This is a genomic window from Kitasatospora sp. NBC_01287 (assembly GCF_026340565.1).
In the GTDB taxonomy this organism is placed as follows: Bacteria; Actinomycetota; Actinomycetes; order Streptomycetales; family Streptomycetaceae; genus Kitasatospora.
Genome location: NZ_JAPEPB010000001.1, coordinates 3,040,324 through 3,057,245, shown reverse-complemented (window position 1 = coordinate 3,057,245; position 16,922 = coordinate 3,040,324). Strand labels below are relative to the sequence as shown.

Sequence of the window (16,922 nt, the reverse complement as noted above, 5' to 3'; positions counted from 1 at the left end):
ACACCGCGGCGATCCATCCCGCCCCCGGTACGCGCGCTGCGCAGGGGCCGATCCTACCGAGCCCCGGCCCGCGCCGAGAGGGGGCCGGTGCGCACACCCCCGGTACACCCCTGGCACGCGCCGCCCGGGCGGGCGATAGGGTGACGCAGCGCCAACTCCGGTGGACGCGGCGCGTGGTCGGCGCGATGCACGTCGACCCGGGACAAGCGAGCAAGGGGGAGCACCGGTGAGTTCGAACGCAGCGACCGGATTCTGCCGGGTCACCGTGGTGGCACCGGACAGCCGGATCGATGTGGCCCTGCCGGAGGACGTGCCGCTCGCGGACGTCTACCCCGAGGTGCTGCGGCTCTCCGGCCAGACCCAGGCCGAAGGCGCCGCCACCGGCTTCCACCTGGTGCGCCGCGACGGCACCGTGCTCGACAGCGGCCTGCCGCTCAACGCCCAGCAGGTGCGCGACGGTGACCTGCTGAGCCTGCGTCCGTTCGCCGAGTCGCTGCCGCCGGCCGTCTACGACGACGTCGCCGACGCGATCGCCAGCGCGGTCGAGGCGGACCGGCGGTTCTGGAGCCCGGACCTGATGCGGTCCTTCGGCCTGGTCGGCGCCGGCCTGCTGATCGTGCTGCTCGGCTTCGCGCTCTGGTTCTCCGACCTGCGCCACGACATGCACGGCCTGCCCGGCGTGCTCAGCGGGGTCACCGCCGTGCTGCTGGTCGCCTTCGCCGGAGTGCGGGCCCGGGTCTACCGGGACGACGCCTCGGCCGTCACCCTGGGCATCGGGGCGCTGCCGCACGCGCTGATCGCCGGGACCGGGATCCTCGCCGTCACCCACAAGTACGACGGCCCCGGCCGCCTGCAGTTCCTGGTCGGCTGCGCCGCCATGCTGGTGGTCTCGGTGCTGCTGGTGGGCCTGCTCCCGACGAGGGACTCGGTCTTCGTGGCCGCCGCGGTGCTCTCGGCCGGGGGCACCCTGGCCACCTTCTCCGCCGTGCTGATGCCGAACACCCCCGCCGGCCACATCGCCGCCGTGGCCGGCGTGGCCGCGCTCGCCGCGATCGGCTTCCTGCCGGCCCTCTCGGCCCGCTTCGCCCGCCTGCCGGTGGGCTTCAGCGCCCCGGGCCAGGCCCGCACCCGCGGCAGCCGGGCGATCGAGGAGGAGAGCCGGGCCGAGGCCGTGCAGTACGAGCGGATCGCCCACCAGGCCCGGCGCGGCCACGAGGTGCTGGTCGGCCTGGTCGGCGGCTGCGCCGCGGTGATCGTCGGCGCCTGCGCCGTGCTCGGCTTCAGCGACCAGCCCTTCCCGCAGCTGCTGGCGCTGGCCCTGGGCATCTCGACGATGCTGCGGGCCCGGTTGTTCCGCTACACCGCGCAGGTCTTCAGCCTCACCGTCGCCGGCCTGCTGGGCCTGTCGCTGCTGATCCTGGGCCTGTCGCTGCACACCCCGCTCTTCATCATCAAGGCCACCAGCACCACGGCCGTGGACCTGCGCACCCTCTGGCTGGGCGGCTCGATCGCGCTCGGCGCCACGCTGCTGATCGCGATCGCCCTGGTGGTGCCGCGGCTGGGCGTGTCACCCTTCTGGGGCCGGATCCTGGACATGGTGGACAGCCTGCTGCTGATGGCGCTGGTGCCGCTGGCCCTCGCGGTGCTGGACATCTACACGCTGGTGCGCGGCGTCACCAGCTGAGGCCGCGTACCAGGTGGGGCCCGTCACCGGCCGAGGCCGGTCCCGAGCCGGGCGGTCGCAGGCGGGGCGGGCCCGGGGCGGGGCTGCACGGGTGGCTGGTACCCTTGGGCTGCCGAGTCCCAGAAGATCCTGTGTCGCATACCGGGATCGCTCGGTCACCCAAGAGGAGTTGCAGTGGCTCTCGCCCCTGACGTCAAGAAGCAGATCTTCGCCGAGTTCGGTCAGAAGGAGGGCGACACCGGCTCCCCCGAGGTGCAGGTGGCCATGCTCTCCCGCCGCATCTCGGACCTGACCGAGCACCTCAAGTTCCACAAGCACGACCACCACAGCCGTCGCGGCCTGCTGATCCTCGTCGGTCAGCGCCGTCGCCTGCTGCAGTACCTGGCCAAGAAGGACATCGAGCGCTTCCGTACGCTCGTCGACCGTCTGGGCATCCGCCGCGGTGCCGCCGGCGGCGCCCGCTAAGACCGCCGCTCGGGGCGGCTCCCCACCACGGGGAGCCGCCCCGCACGCGTACCGGTCGCAGAAATCCCGGTCCGCCTCCCGAGGCGGTCGAGATTCGCACCGTAGGGTTGTGGGCATGCCGGGTGAGAGCGCCGACCGGCGCTTCACCCCAGCAGCACAACCCCCCTGCGGGCCGCAGGCTTCAAACGGAAGCCGCCCGCATCCAGGAGAGCGTCCAGACGCCCACCGCTGAGCGGCCTGGCAGCCGAGAGGCGCCGGTCCTCGGTAGTGGCCGCCGGGAGTCCCGCGGACCGACGCGGGAGCCCCCGGGGGCTTCGATCGAAGACCGGCCCGGCGAGTCAGGGCCACCGGCAGGCAAGCGCGGGGGCGCTCTCCCGGAAACGTACGAAAGAGGAGATCTTCCAGGTGGAAGAGAACGTGTTCTACGCCGAGGCCGTGATCGACAACGGTTCCTTCGGCACCCGTACCATCCGCTTCGAGACCGGCCGCCTGGCCCGTCAGGCCGCCGGCTCCGCCGTGGCCTACCTGGACGACGACACCATGGTGCTGTCGGCCACCAGCGCCTCCAAGCAGCCGAAGGAGCACTTCGACTTCTTCCCGCTGACGGTGGACGTCGAGGAGCGGATGTACGCCGCGGGCCGGATCCCCGGCTCGTTCTTCCGTCGTGAGGGTCGCCCCTCCGAGGACGCCATCCTGACCTGCCGGCTGATCGACCGCCCGCTGCGCCCGTCCTTCGTCAAGGGCCTGCGCAACGAGATCCAGGTCGTCGTCACCGTCATGGCGCTCAACCCCGACCACCTGTACGACGTGGTGGCCATCAACGCGGCCTCCGCCTCCACCCAGCTGGCCGGCCTGCCGTTCTCCGGCCCGATCGGCGGCGTCCGCGTCGCGCTGATCCGCGGCCAGTGGGTGGCCTTCCCGACCCACAGCGAGCTTGAGGAAGCCGTCTTCGACATGGTCGTGGCCGGCCGCACGCTGCCGGACGGCGACGTCGCGATCATGATGGTCGAGGCCGAGGCCACCGACAAGACGATCAAGCTGGTCGAGGGCGGCGCCGAGGCGCCCACCGAGGACGTCGTGGCCGCCGGCCTCGAGGCCTCGAAGCCCTTCATCAAGGTGCTCTGCGCCGCGCAGTCCAAGCTCGCCGCCCAGGCCGCCAAGCCGACCGGCCAGTTCCCGGTCTTCCTGGAGTACCAGGACGACGTGCTGGCCGCGCTGACCGCCGCCGTCAAGGACGAGCTGGCCAAGGCGCTCACCATCGCGGGCAAGCAGGAGCGCCAGAACGAGCTGGACCGCGTCAAGGCGCTGGCCGGCGAGAAGCTGCTCCCGGAGTTCGAGGGCCGCGAGAAGGAGATCAGCGCCGCGTACAACGCGCTGACCAAGAAGATCGTCCGCGAGCGCGTCATCAAGGACAAGGTCCGCATCGACGGCCGCGGTGTCACCGACATCCGCACCCTGGCCGCCGAGGTCGAGGCGATCCCGCGGGTGCACGGCTCGGCCCTGTTCGAGCGTGGCGAGACCCAGATCCTGGGCGTCACCACCCTCAACATGCTCCGCATGGAGCAGCAGCTGGACACGCTCTCCCCGGAGACGCGTCGCCGCTACATGCACAACTACAACTTCCCGCCGTACTCGGTCGGCGAGACCGGCCGCGTCGGCTCCCCGAAGCGTCGCGAGATCGGCCACGGCGCGCTCGCCGAGCGCGCCCTGATCCCGGTCCTGCCGACCCGCGAGGAGTTCCCCTACGCGATCCGCCAGGTCTCCGAGGCGCTGGGCTCCAACGGCTCCACCTCGATGGGCTCGGTCTGCGCCTCCACCATGTCGCTGCTGAACGCCGGTGTGCCGCTGAAGGCCGCCGTCGCCGGTATCGCCATGGGCCTGATCTCGCAGGAGATCGACGGTGAGACCCACTACGTCGCGCTGACCGACATCCTGGGTGCCGAGGACGCGTACGGCGACATGGACTTCAAGGTCGCCGGTACCCGCAACTTCATCACCGCCCTGCAGCTGGACACCAAGCTCACCGGCATCCCGGCCTCGGTGCTGGCCGCCGCGCTGAAGCAGGCCAAGGACGCGCGTCTGCACATCCTGGACGTGATGAACGAGGCGATCGACGCGCCCGACGAGATGTCGCCGAACGCGCCGCGCATCATCACCATCAAGATCCCGGTGGACAAGATCGGTGAGGTCATCGGCCCGAAGGGCAAGATGATCAACCAGATCCAGGAGGACACCGGCGCGGACATCACCATCGAGGACGACGGCACCATCTACATCGGTGCGGTCGACGGTCCCTCGGCGGAGGCTGCCCGTACGACGATCAACCAGATCGCCAACCCGACCATGCCGGAGGTCGGCGAGCGCTACCTGGGCACCGTGGTGAAGACCACGACGTTCGGCGCGTTCGTCTCGCTCATGCCGGGCAAGGACGGCCTGCTGCACATCTCGCAGATCCGCAAGCTCGCCGGTGGCAAGCGCGTGGAGAACGTCGAGGACGTGCTCGCCGTCGGCGCCAAGGTGCAGGTCGAGATCGCCGAGATCGACCCGCGCGGCAAGCTTTCGCTGATCCCGGTCGTCGAGGGCGAGGAGGGCGGCGAGAGCGCCGCCGAGTGAGCGCTCGACCCTAGCGCCGCGTCCAGGCGACCTTCGCCCCGTCGCGCAGAAGTTGCCTGACGCGGCACTAGCTGAACCCGCGGCCCGTACGCCCTCGCGGCGTACGGGCCGCACCCTGTTGTCCTTGCTCGAGAGGAACTTTCGTGGCCCAGGCTTCGGCGGCCAAGCAGCGCCCAGGCACCACCCGTACCCTGCTCAAGGGCACGGACGGGGCCGGAACCGTGCGCCGCACGGTGCTCCCCGGCGGCCTGCGGGTCGTCACCGAGACCCTGTCGACGGTCCGTTCGGCGACCTTCGGCATCTGGGTCGGCGTCGGCTCCCGGGACGAGACGCCGGTGCTGAACGGCGCCACCCACTACCTGGAGCACCTGCTCTTCAAGGGCACCGAGCGGCGCAGCGCGCTGGAGATCTCGGCGGCCCTGGACGCGGTCGGCGGCGAGATGAACGCCTTCACCGCCAAGGAGAACACCTGCTACTACGCGCGGGTGCTGGACACCGACCTGCCGCTGGCCATCGACGTGGTCTGCGACATGCTCACCGGCTCGCTGATCCGCCCCGAGGACGTGGAGGCCGAGCGCGGCGTCATCCTCGAGGAGATGGCGATGGCCGAGGACGACCCGGGTGACGTGGTGCACGACCTCTTCGCCAAGGTGATCTACGGTGACGCCCCGCTCGGCCGCCCGATCCTGGGTACCCAGGAGACCGTCAAGGGGCTCAGCCGCGACCAGATCGCCGGCTTCTTCAAGCGCCGCTACAAGCCCGAGCACCTGGTGGTCGCCGCCGCCGGCAACCTCGACCACCGCGCCGTGGTCAAGCAGGTCGAGGAGGCCTTCGCCGGCGTCCTCGCCAGGTCCGAGGCGGCCCCCGCCGAGGCCCGCCGCGGGGTGCGCGCGCAGCGCACCGCCGGCCGGCTGGAGACGCTCAACCGCGCCACCGAGCAGGCCCACCTGGTGCTCGGCGTGCCCGGCCTGCCCCGGCACGACGAGCGGCGCTGGGCACTGGGCGTGCTGAACGCCGTGCTCGGCGGCGGGATGAGCTCGCGGCTCTTCCAGGAGGTCCGGGAGAAGCGCGGCCTGGCCTACTCGGTCTACTCCTACTCCTCCTCCTACGCGGACAGCGGCCTGTTCGGCATCTACGCCGGCTGCCAGCCCAAGCGGGTCGAGGAGGTGCTGCGGATCTGCCGCGGCGAACTGGACAAGGTGGTCGCCGACGGCATCACCGAGGAGGAGCTGAGCCGCGCGGTCGGCCAGATCTCCGGCTCCACGGTGCTCGGCATGGAGGACACCGGCTCGCTGATGAACCGGATCGGCAAGGCCGAGCTGGCCTACGGCCACCACCTCTCGGTGGACGAGATGCTGGAGCGGATCGCCGGCGTCACGCTCGACGACGTGCGGGAGGTCGCCCGGGACGTGCTCGGCGCGCACCGGCCCTCGCTGGCCCTGATCGGGCCGATCACCGACAAGCGGGCCGCCAAGCTCGCCGACTTCCTGCTCTGACCCCGCGGCCTCACCGGGCCCGCGTGCCCATCCCACCCGCGGGCCCGACCCGGCTTGAAAGGACACCACATGACCCTCCGGGTAGCCGTCATCGGCGCCACCGGCCGGATCGGCTCCGAGGCGGTGAAGGCCGTCGAGGCCGCCGAGGACCTGGAACTCGTCGCCACCCTCGGCCGGGACTCGAAGCTGGAGACCCTGGTCGAGTCCGGCGCCCAGGTCGCCGTCGAGCTGACCCACCCCGACGCGGTGATGCGCAACCTCGACCACTGCCTGCACAACGGCATCCACGTGGTCACCGGCACCACCGGCTGGGACGAGGCCAGGCTCGCCGAGGCCGGGCGCTGGCTGGCCGCCGACCCGCGGCTCGGGCTGCTGATCGCGCCGAACTTCTCGATCGGCGCCGTGCTGTCCATGCGCTTCGCCCAGCAGGCGGCCCGCTACTTCGAGTCCGTCGAGGTCGTCGAGCTGCACCACGACCGCAAGGCCGACGCCCCCTCCGGCACCGCCACCCGCACGGCCCAGCTGATCGCCGCCGCCCGCCAGGAGGCCGGCCTGCCCCGCCAGTCGGACCCGACCACGCACGGCCTGCCCGGCGCGCGCGGCGCCGACGTGGACGGCGTGCCGGTGCACGCGGTGCGGATGCGCGGCCTGCTGGCGCACCAGGAGGTGCTCCTCGGCGACACCGGCGAGACCCTGACGATCCGCCACGACTCACTGCACCACAGCTGCTTCATGCCGGGCATCCTGCTCGGTGTGCGCCGTGTGGTGGACACGCCCGGGCTGACCCTGGGCCTTGAGCACTTCCTCGACCTGTGAGCCCGGTGAGCACCCGATGACCTCCCGTACCGGCTTCTTCATCCTCGCCGCCACCCTCTTCTTCGTCGCCCTGGTCTGCGTCGGCGAGGGAGTGCAGCTGATCGCCACCGGCAAGCTGTTCGGCATCGGCATCGGGATCTGCGCCTTCATCATCCCGGGGATCGGCGTCTGGTTCCTGCGCCAGACCGTCCGGTTCGGCCGCACCACCGAGGCGATGTCCCGTGAGCTGGAGGCCGAGGGCGGCCTGCCGGTGGACGAGCTGCGCCGCACCTCCGGCGGCCGGATCGACCGGGCCTCGGCCGACGAGGTCTTCGCCAAGCGCCGGACCGAGGCCGAGGCGGAGCCGGGCGACTGGCGGGTCTGGTTCCGACTGGCCGTCGCCTACGCGGACGCGGGGGACACCCCGCGGGCCCGCAAGACCATGCACCACGCGATCAAGTTGAGGAGCAACCCGTGACCGACGAAGCAGCGGCCACCCCCACCTTCCGCAGTGACGTCACGGTGGAGCTGGTCCGCAGCGCGGCCACCGACACCGACGTGCTCTGGGCGGCCCGGGTGTCGACCAAGGGCGAGCAGTCGCTGGATGCGCTCCAGGAGGACCCGGCCAAGTCCAAGGGCCTGATCAACTACCTGATGCGCGACCGGCACGGCACGCCGTTCGAGCACAACTCGATGACCTTCCTGATCAGCGCGCCGATCTTCGTCTTCCGCGAGTTCCACCGCCACCGCAGCGGCTGGTCATACAATGAGGAAAGCGGACGTTACCGTGAGTTGCAGCCGGTCTTCTACGTGCCCGGCGAGGAGCGCAAGCTCGTTCAGCAGGGTCGGCCCGGCAAGTACGAGTTCGTCGAGGGCACGCCCGAGCAGTACAAGCTGACCTCCGAGGCGATGCGCCACGCGTACCAGCAGTCCTACACGGCGTACCAGGAGATGCTGGCCGAGGGCGTCGCCCGCGAGGTGGCCCGCGCGGTGCTGCCGGTGGGCCTCTTCTCCTCCATGTACGCGACCTGCAACGCGCGTTCGCTGATGCACTTCCTGTCGCTGCGGACCAAGGACGAGCGGGCCAAGGTGCCCAGCTTCCCGCAGCGCGAGATCGAGATGGTGGGCGAGCAGATGGAGGCCCACTGGGCCCAGTTGATGCCGCTCACCCGTGCGGCCTTCAACGAGCACGGGCGGGTCGCGCCCTGACCTGGGCCGATAGGCATATGGGCGCATCAGCCCGGCCTGTCTGGATTGCGACCGATTCGGGCGCTCCCTAGGCTCAGGGCACGGATTCCGGTGCTGCTTGAACCCCCGAGCAGGTAGCACCGGAATCCTATGTTTTGTCCGGTTCCTGGGTGGCTGTCAGTACCTCCGTTGTCCGAACCCTGGACCGGAGGGTCAGCCTCCTCATCGGCTACGAGTATTTTTGGACCCATGGCTCCGACCTCCACACCCCGCGCTCCATTCGGCCGGGTCCTCACCGCGATGGTGACCCCGTTCACCGCCGACGGCGACCTCGACCTCGACGGCGCCCAGCGCCTGGCCGCCCACCTGGTGGACTCCGGCAACGACGGCCTGGTCCTCAACGGCACCACCGGCGAGTCGCCGACCACCAGCGATGCCGAGAAGGCCCAGCTGGTGCGGGCCGTGGTCGAGGCGGTCGGGGACCGGGCCCACGTGATCGCGGGTGTCGGCACCAACGACACCGCGCACAGCCTGCACCTGGCCCGGCAGGCCGAGGCGGCCGGCGCCCACGGGCTGCTGGTGGTCACCCCGTACTACAGCAAGCCCCCGCAGGAGGGCCTCTACCGGCACAGCGTCGCCATCGCCGACGCCACCGAGCTGCCGGTGATGCTCTACGACATCCCCGGGCGCAGCGGCGTCCCGCTGAGCCACGAGACGCTGGTGCGGCTCGGTGAGCACCCGCGGATCGTGGCCAACAAGGACGCCAAGGGCGACCTCGGCGCCGCGGCCTGGGCGATCGCCCGCAGCGACCTCGCCTGGTACTCCGGCGACGACATCCTGAACCTGCCGCTGCTCTCGGTCGGGGCCGTCGGCGTGGTCAGCGTGGTGGCCCATGTGGTCGCCGATCGCCTGCGTGCCATGATCGAGGCGTTCAGCAGCGGCCAGGTCGCCGAGGCCACCGCGATCCACCAGGGTCTGCTGCCGGTCTTCACCGGTATGTTCCGTACCCAGGGCGTGATCCTTACCAAGGCCGCCCTCACGCTGCAGGGTCGTGCCGCGGGTCCGCTCCGGCTGCCGCTGGTCGACGCCACGCCCGAGGAGATCGCCCGATTGAAGGAGGATCTCGCCGCCGGCGGGGTACACCTGTAGGAGAAGACGTGCGCGCCTTCCGGCTCGCCGGACCCCTGATGCCGCATCCGGGGTCCCGCCGCTGGGCCGGAGACGACAGGCGCGAGGCACAGCAAGCCAGCCGCTCGGTGACGGGCGGACCGTACTGATAGGTACCTAGCGAAGTCGCGCGCCATATGTCGCCGGGGGATCCCTGGGCATATGGCGCGCGGCGCGAAGGAGAGTCTTTTGAGCCACCCTCATCCCGACCTCGGCGCGCCCCCCGCGCTCGCGCCGAACGCGATCCGGATCACCCCGCTCGGCGGCCTCGGGGAGATCGGGCGCAACATGACGGTGCTTGAGCACGCCGGACGGCTGCTCATCATCGACTGCGGCGTGCTCTTCCCGGAGGACGAGCAGCCCGGCATCGACCTGATCCTGCCGGACTTCTCCTCGATCCGGGACCGCCTCGACAAGATCGACGGCATCGTCCTGACCCACGGCCACGAGGACCACATCGGCGCCGTGCCGTACCTGCTCCGGGAGAACCCGGACATCCCGCTGATCGGCTCGAAGCTGACCCTGGCCCTGATCGAGGCCAAGCTCGCCGAGCACCGGATCCGGCCCTACGTGCTGGAGGTGGCGGAGGGCGAGCGCGAGCAGATCGGCCCGTTCGACTGCGAGTTCATCGCGGTCAACCACTCCATCCCGGACGCGCTCGCGGTCGCCGTCCGCACCAGCGCCGGCATGGTGGTCGCCACCGGTGACTTCAAGATGGACCAGCTGCCGCTGGACGGCCGCCTCACCGACCTGCCCGCCTTCGCGAAGCTGGCCGAAGAGGGCATGGACCTGCTGCTGGTGGACTCCACCAACGCCGAGGTCCCCGGCTTCATCCCGCACGAGCGGGACATCTCGGCCGCGCTGCGCACCGTCTTCGCCAACGCGGACAAGCGCATCATCGTCGCCTCCTTCGCCAGCCACGTGCACCGGATCCAGCAGGTGCTGGACGCCGCGCACGAGTACAAGCGCAAGGTCGCCTTCGTCGGTCGCTCGATGGTCCGCAACATGGGCATCGCCCGCGACCTGGGCTACCTCAAGGTCCCCGGCAACCTGATCGTCGACGTCAAGCAGCTGGACGACCTCCCGGACAAGGAGGTCGTGCTGGTCTGCACCGGTTCGCAGGGCGAGCCGATGGCCGCGCTCTCCCGGATGGCCAACCGCGACCACCAGATCCGGATCGTCGAGGGCGACACCGTGATCATGGCCTCCTCGCTGATCCCGGGCAACGAGACCGCGATCTACCGGGTGATCAACGGCCTCACCCGCTGGGGCGCCAACGTGGTCCACAAGGGCAACGCCAAGGTGCACGTCTCCGGCCACGCCTCCTCGGGTGAGCTGCTCTACTTCTTCAACATCTGCAAGCCGAAGAACCTGATGCCGGTGCACGGCGAGTGGCGTCACCTGCGCGCCTGCGCCGACCTCGGCATCAAGACCGGCGTTCCGAAGAACCGCACGGTGATCGCCGAGGACGGCGTGGTGGTCGACCTGGTCGACGGCGTCGCCAAGATCGTCGGCAAGGTCCAGGCCGGGTACGTGTACGTCGACGGCTCGTCCGTCGGTGACGTCACGGAGTCCTCGCTGAAGGACCGCCGGATCCTCGGCGAGGAGGGCTTCATCTCGGTCTTCGTGGTGGTCGACTCCTCCAGCGGCAAGATCGTCAGTGGGCCCACCATCCAGGCCCGCGGCTCCGGCATCGACGACGGGGCGTTCTCCCCGGTGGTGCAGAAGCTGGAGGAGGCGCTGCGCAAGTCCGCCGACAACGGCGTGCTCGAGGTTCGCCAGGTCCAGCAGCTGGTGCGCCGCATCATCGGCAAGTGGGTGGCCGACAACTACCGCCGCCGGCCGATGATCCTGCCGGTCGTGGTCGAGGTCTGAGGTCGGTCGACGACCTGGTTTGACGCGGGGCAGCTCGGTGCGTAATGTTCTCCGAGTTGCCCCGCAGGCCGCGCGGCTCCGCTTCGAATTCGGTTCGAATTCGGTTCGAGCGGGGAAAACGGGCCGAAAAACTCTGCTAGAGTTCGGGAGCGCCGAAAGGCGAAAGCAAATCGGAATGAAATCCGGAGCCGGAAACGGAACGGAAAACATCTGATAAGCTGGAAACACGAAGGAAAAGAACGAAGCGCCCGGAGAGCTTGCGAGAGCGGCTTGAAGGAAGTGTCCGTTCCTTGAGAACTCAACAGCGTGCCAAAAGTCAACGCCAGATATGTTGACATCCCCGGCCTTCACCGTTTGGTGGGGGTTGGAGATTCCTTTTGAAGTAAGACACAGCGAGGACGCAGTGCACGGGGCCGCCCTATTCCGGTGGTTGTCGTGCCGCTCAACGCGGGTGTGAACCCGATTACGGGTAATCATTCACGGAGAGTTTGATCCTGGCTCAGGACGAACGCTGGCGGCGTGCTTAACACATGCAAGTCGAACGGTGAAGCCCTTCGGGGTGGATCAGTGGCGAACGGGTGAGTAACACGTGGGCAATCTGCCCTGCACTCTGGGACAAGCCCTGGAAACGGGGTCTAATACCGGATATGACCTTCCTCCGCATGGGGGTTGGTGTAAAGCTCCGGCGGTGCAGGATGAGCCCGCGGCCTATCAGCTTGTTGGTGGGGTAATGGCCTACCAAGGCGACGACGGGTAGCCGGCCTGAGAGGGCGACCGGCCACACTGGGACTGAGACACGGCCCAGACTCCTACGGGAGGCAGCAGTGGGGAATATTGCACAATGGGCGAAAGCCTGATGCAGCGACGCCGCGTGAGGGATGACGGCCTTCGGGTTGTAAACCTCTTTCAGCAGGGAAGAAGCGCAAGTGACGGTACCTGCAGAAGAAGCACCGGCTAACTACGTGCCAGCAGCCGCGGTAATACGTAGGGTGCGAGCGTTGTCCGGAATTATTGGGCGTAAAGAGCTCGTAGGCGGCCTGTCGCGTCGGATGTGAAAGCCCGGGGCTTAACCCCGGGTCTGCATTCGATACGGGCAGGCTAGAGTGTGGTAGGGGAGATCGGAATTCCTGGTGTAGCGGTGAAATGCGCAGATATCAGGAGGAACACCGGTGGCGAAGGCGGATCTCTGGGCCATTACTGACGCTGAGGAGCGAAAGCGTGGGGAGCGAACAGGATTAGATACCCTGGTAGTCCACGCCGTAAACGTTGGGAACTAGGTGTTGGCGACATTCCACGTCGTCGGTGCCGCAGCTAACGCATTAAGTTCCCCGCCTGGGGAGTACGGCCGCAAGGCTAAAACTCAAAGGAATTGACGGGGGCCCGCACAAGCAGCGGAGCATGTGGCTTAATTCGACGCAACGCGAAGAACCTTACCAAGGCTTGACATATGCCGGAAACGTCCAGAGATGGGCGCCCCCTTGTGGTCGGTATACAGGTGGTGCATGGTTGTCGTCAGCTCGTGTCGTGAGATGTTGGGTTAAGTCCCGCAACGAGCGCAACCCTTGTTCTGTGTTGCCAGCATGCCTTTCGGGGTGATGGGGACTCACAGGAGACTGCCGGGGTCAACTCGGAGGAAGGTGGGGACGACGTCAAATCATCATGCCCCTTATGTCTTGGGCTGCACACGTGCTACAATGGTCGGTACAAAGGGCTGCGATACCGTGAGGTGGAGCGAATCCCAAAAAGCCGGCCTCAGTTCGGATTGGGGTCTGCAACTCGACCCCATGAAGTTGGAGTTGCTAGTAATCGCAGATCAGCATGCTGCGGTGAATACGTTCCCGGGCCTTGTACACACCGCCCGTCACGTCACGAAAGTCGGTAACACCCGAAGCCGGTGGCCTAACCCTTGGGAGGGAGCCGTCGAAGGTGGGACCAGCGATTGGGACGAAGTCGTAACAAGGTAGCCGTACCGGAAGGTGCGGCTGGATCACCTCCTTTCTAAGGAGCACATAGCAGCTTCGGGCGAATGTCCCGGAGTGCTCGCTCATGGGTGGAACGTTGACTATTCGGCACACTGGGTGATGGTTCGTGAGTACTGCTTCGGCGTGGAAAACGTAACTGTGAGTCTGGTGTGTCGGGCACGTTGTTGGGTCCTGAGGGAACGGGTTTCCGTTGTCTCAGTGCCGGTCCTACTTGAGATGCCTTCGGGTGTTGAGGGTGGGTGTCTGGTCGTTGTTTGAGAACTGCACAGTGGACGCGAGCATCTGTGGCCAAGTTTTTAAGGGCGCACGGTGGATGCCTTGGCACCAGGAACCGATGAAGGACGTGGGAGGCCGCGATAGGCCCCGGGGAGCTGTCAACCGAGCTTTGATCCGGGGGTGTCCGAATGGGGAAACCCGGCAGTCGTCATGGGCTGTCACCCATACCTGAACACATAGGGTATGTGGAGGGAACGCGGGGAAGTGAAACATCTCAGTACCCGCAGGAAGAGAAAACAACCGTGATTCCGGGAGTAGTGGCGAGCGAAACCGGATGAGGCTAAACCGTAGTGGTGTGAGACCCGGCAGGGGTTGCCACTTCGGGGTCGTGGGAGAGTTCTTCAGTCGTCTGCCGGCGGCTGGGTGAGTCAGAAACCGTATGGATAGTCGAAGGACATGCGAAAGGTCCGGCGTAGAGGGTAAGACCCCCGTAGACGAAATCTGTGCGGCTCACTTGAGCTTTTCCCAAGTAGCACGGAGCCCGAGAAATTCCGTGTGAATCTGGCGGGACCACCCGCTAAGCCTAAATATTCCCTGGTGACCGATAGCGGATAGTACCGTGAGGGAATGGTGAAAAGTACCGCGGGAGCGGAGTGAAATAGTACCTGAAACCGTGTGCCTACAAGCCGTGGGAGCGTCGTTCGTCGAGTTTTCTCGGCGGGCCGTGACTGCGTGCCTTTTGAAGAATGAGCCTGCGAGTTTGCGGTGTGTAGCGAGGTTAACCCGTGTGGGGTAGCCGTAGCGAAAGCGAGTCCGAATAGGGCGTTTGAGTTGCATGCCCAAGACCCGAAGCGGAGTGATCTAGCCATGGGCAGGTTGAAGCGCGGGTAAGACCGCGTGGAGGACCGAACCCACCAGGGTTGAAAACCTGGGGGATGACCTGTGGTTAGGGGTGAAAGGCCAATCAAACTCCGTGATAGCTGGTTCTCCCCGAAATGCATTTAGGTGCAGCGTCACGTGTTTCTTGCCGGAGGTAGAGCACTGGATAGGCGATGGGCCTCACCGGGTTACTGACCTTAGCCAAACTCCGAATGCCGGTAAGTGAGAGCGTGGCAGTGAGACTGTGGGGGATAAGCTCCATGGTCGAGAGGGAAACAGCCCAGAACACCGACTAAGGTCCCTAAGCGTGTGCTAAGTGGGAAAGGATGTGGAGTCGCAGAGACAACCAGGAGGTTGGCTTAGAAGCAGCCACCCTTGAAAGAGTGCGTAATAGCTCACTGGTCAAGTGATTCCGCGCCGACAATGTAGCGGGGCTCAAGCACACCACCGAAGTCGTGTCATTCACAGAATACGTCCAACGGCGCTGTGGATGGGTAGGGGAGCGTCGTGTTCCGGGTGAAGCGGCCGAGGAATCGAGTCGTGGACGGGATACGAGTGAGAATGCAGGCATGAGTAGCGATACAAGAGTGGGAAACTCTTGCGCCGATTGACCAAGGGTTCCTGGGTCAAGCTGATCTGCCCAGGGTAAGTCGGGACCTAAGGCGAGGCCGACAGGCGTAGTCGATGGACAACGGGTTGATATTCCCGTACCCGCTTTGAAGCGCCAACGTCGAACCTCTGGATGCTAAAGCCGTGAAGCCGGCCTGGAGTCTTCGGACGAAGGGACGTGGTGGAGCCGCTGATCCAACAGGGTAGTAGGTGAGCGATGGGGTGACGCAGGAAGGTAGTCCAGCCCGGGCGGTGGTAGTCCCGGGGTAAGGGTGTAGGCCGAGTGGTAGGCAAATCCGCCACTCATTAAGGCTGAGACCTGATGCCGAGCCGATTGTGGTGAAGTGGATGATCCTATGCTGTCGAGAAAAGCCTCTAGCGAGTTTCATGGCGGCCCGTACCCCAAACCGACTCAGGTGGTCAGGTAGAGAATACCGAGGCGTTCGGGTGAACTATGGTTAAGGAACTCGGCAAAATGCCCCCGTAACTTCGGGAGAAGGGGGGCCATGTCTGGTGAGGAGACTTGCTCTCTGAGCTGGGTGTGGCCGCAGAGACCAGCGAGAAGCGACTGTTTACTAAAAACACAGGTCCGTGCGAAGCCGTAAGGCGATGTATACGGACTGACGCCTGCCCGGTGCTGGAACGTTAAGGGGACCGGTTAGCTTGGTTTCGACCAGGCGAAGCTGAGAACTTAAGCGCCAGTAAACGGCGGTGGTAACTATAACCATCCTAAGGTAGCGAAATTCCTTGTCGGGTAAGTTCCGACCTGCACGAATGGCGTAACGACTTCTCGACTGTCTCAACCATAGGCCCGGTGAAATTGCATTACGAGTAAAGATGCTCGTTTCGCGCAGCAGGACGGAAAGACCCCGGGACCTTTACTATAGCTTGATATTGGTGTTCGGTTCGGCTTGTGTAGGATAGGTGGGAGACTTTGAAGCGGCAACGCCAGTTGTCGTGGAGTCGACGTTGAAATACCACTCTGGTCGTGCTGGATGTCTAACCTGGGTCCGTGATCCGGATCAGGGACAGTGTCTGGTGGGTAGTTTAACTGGGGCGGTTGCCTCCTAAAGAGTAACGGAGGCGCCCAAAGGTTCCCTCAGCCTGGTTGGCAATCAGGTGTTGAGTGTAAGTGCACAAGGGAGCTTGACTGTGAGACCGACGGGTCGAGCAGGTGCGAAAGCAGGGACTAGTGATCCGGCGGTGGCTTGTGGAAGCGCCGTCGCTCAACGGATAAAAGGTACCCCGGGGATAACAGGCTGATCTTCCCCAAGAGTCCATATCGACGGGATGGTTTGGCACCTCGATGTCGGCTCGTCGCATCCTGGGGCTGGAGTAGGTCCCAAGGGTTGGGCTGTTCGCCCATTAAAGCGGTACGCGAGCTGGGTTTAGAACGTCGTGAGACAGTTCGGTCCCTATCCGCTGTGCGCGTAGGAGTGTTGAGAAGGGCTGTCCCTAGTACGAGAGGACCGGGACGGACGAACCTCTGGTGTGCCAGTTGTCCTGCCAAGGGCATGGCTGGTTGGCTACGTTCGGGAGGGATAACCGCTGAAAGCATCTAAGCGGGAAGCCTGCTTCGAGATGAGCACTCCCACCTCCTTGAGAGGGTAAGGCTCCCAGTAGACGACTGGGTTGATAGGCCGGATGTGGAAGCCCAGTAATGGGTGGAGCTGACCGGTACTAATAGGCCGAGGGCTTGTCCTCAGTTGCTCGCGTCCACTGTGTTGTTCTGAAACAACGACCCCGTTCCATGGCCATGGGACGGTGCGGCCGATAGTTTCATAGTGTTTCGGTGGTCATAGCGTGAGGGAAACGCCCGGTTACATTCCGAACCCGGAAGCTAAGCCTTACAGCGCCGATGGTACTGCAGGGGGGACCCTGTGGGAGAGTAGGACGCCGCCGAACAATCATTCAGGAGAAGCCCCCAGCCTTTCGGCTGGGGGCTTCTTCGCG

9 protein-coding genes and 3 rRNA genes are annotated in these 16,922 nt (G+C 66.4%); all 12 read left to right on the top strand.

The window, feature by feature from the left end; genetic code table 11:
* The first annotated feature begins 226 nt into the window (after positions 1-226).
* Positions 227-1,684: a type VII secretion integral membrane protein EccD gene (gene eccD, locus OG455_RS12810; RefSeq protein WP_266293201.1), complete on the top strand. Its 1,458-nt coding sequence runs from the start codon at positions 227-229 to the stop codon at positions 1,682-1,684.
* A 174-nt stretch (positions 1,685-1,858) separates the two neighbouring features.
* Positions 1,859-2,149 (top strand): 30S ribosomal protein S15, encoded by a 291-nt coding sequence (gene rpsO, locus OG455_RS12805; protein ID WP_266293199.1) that lies wholly within the window; start codon positions 1,859-1,861, stop codon positions 2,147-2,149.
* A 405-nt stretch (positions 2,150-2,554) separates the two neighbouring features.
* A complete protein-coding gene (locus OG455_RS12800; protein ID WP_266293197.1) occupies positions 2,555-4,762 on the top strand; it encodes a polyribonucleotide nucleotidyltransferase in 2,208 nt (735 codons plus the stop codon).
* Between the two features lie 143 nt (positions 4,763-4,905).
* Positions 4,906-6,258, top strand: a complete 1,353-nt coding sequence (locus tag OG455_RS12795) for a pitrilysin family protein (protein WP_266293195.1) — start codon at positions 4,906-4,908, stop codon at positions 6,256-6,258.
* Positions 6,259-6,327: 69 nt separating this feature from the next.
* Complete coding sequence (dapB, locus tag OG455_RS12790; RefSeq protein WP_266293193.1) at positions 6,328-7,074, top strand: 4-hydroxy-tetrahydrodipicolinate reductase; 747 nt, start codon at positions 6,328-6,330, stop codon at positions 7,072-7,074.
* A gap of 16 nt (positions 7,075-7,090) precedes the next feature.
* Complete coding sequence (locus OG455_RS12785) at positions 7,091-7,531, top strand: tetratricopeptide repeat protein (RefSeq protein ID WP_266293191.1); 441 nt, start codon at positions 7,091-7,093, stop codon at positions 7,529-7,531.
* Positions 7,528-8,262, top strand: coding sequence for an FAD-dependent thymidylate synthase (thyX, locus tag OG455_RS12780; protein ID WP_266293189.1), 735 nt, complete (start codon positions 7,528-7,530; stop codon positions 8,260-8,262). Before OG455_RS12785 ends, thyX begins: the two co-directional genes overlap by 4 nt.
* A 228-nt stretch (positions 8,263-8,490) precedes the next feature.
* Positions 8,491-9,390 (top strand): 4-hydroxy-tetrahydrodipicolinate synthase, encoded by a 900-nt coding sequence (gene dapA / locus OG455_RS12775; RefSeq protein WP_266293187.1) that lies wholly within the window; start codon positions 8,491-8,493, stop codon positions 9,388-9,390.
* Between the two features lie 207 nt (positions 9,391-9,597).
* Positions 9,598-11,283, top strand: a complete 1,686-nt coding sequence (locus OG455_RS12770) for a ribonuclease J (protein WP_266293185.1) — start codon at positions 9,598-9,600, stop codon at positions 11,281-11,283.
* A gap of 476 nt (positions 11,284-11,759) precedes the next feature.
* Positions 11,760-13,281: ribosomal RNA gene (locus tag OG455_RS12765) — 16S ribosomal RNA — on the top strand.
* Positions 13,282-13,551: 270 nt separating this feature from the next.
* Positions 13,552-16,673, top strand: a 23S ribosomal RNA gene (locus tag OG455_RS12760).
* A gap of 84 nt (positions 16,674-16,757) precedes the next feature.
* A 5S ribosomal RNA gene (gene rrf / locus OG455_RS12755) occupies positions 16,758-16,874 on the top strand.
* The 16S, 23S and 5S rRNA genes sit together here, the layout of an rRNA operon.
* The last annotated feature ends 48 nt before the right edge of the window (positions 16,875-16,922 follow it).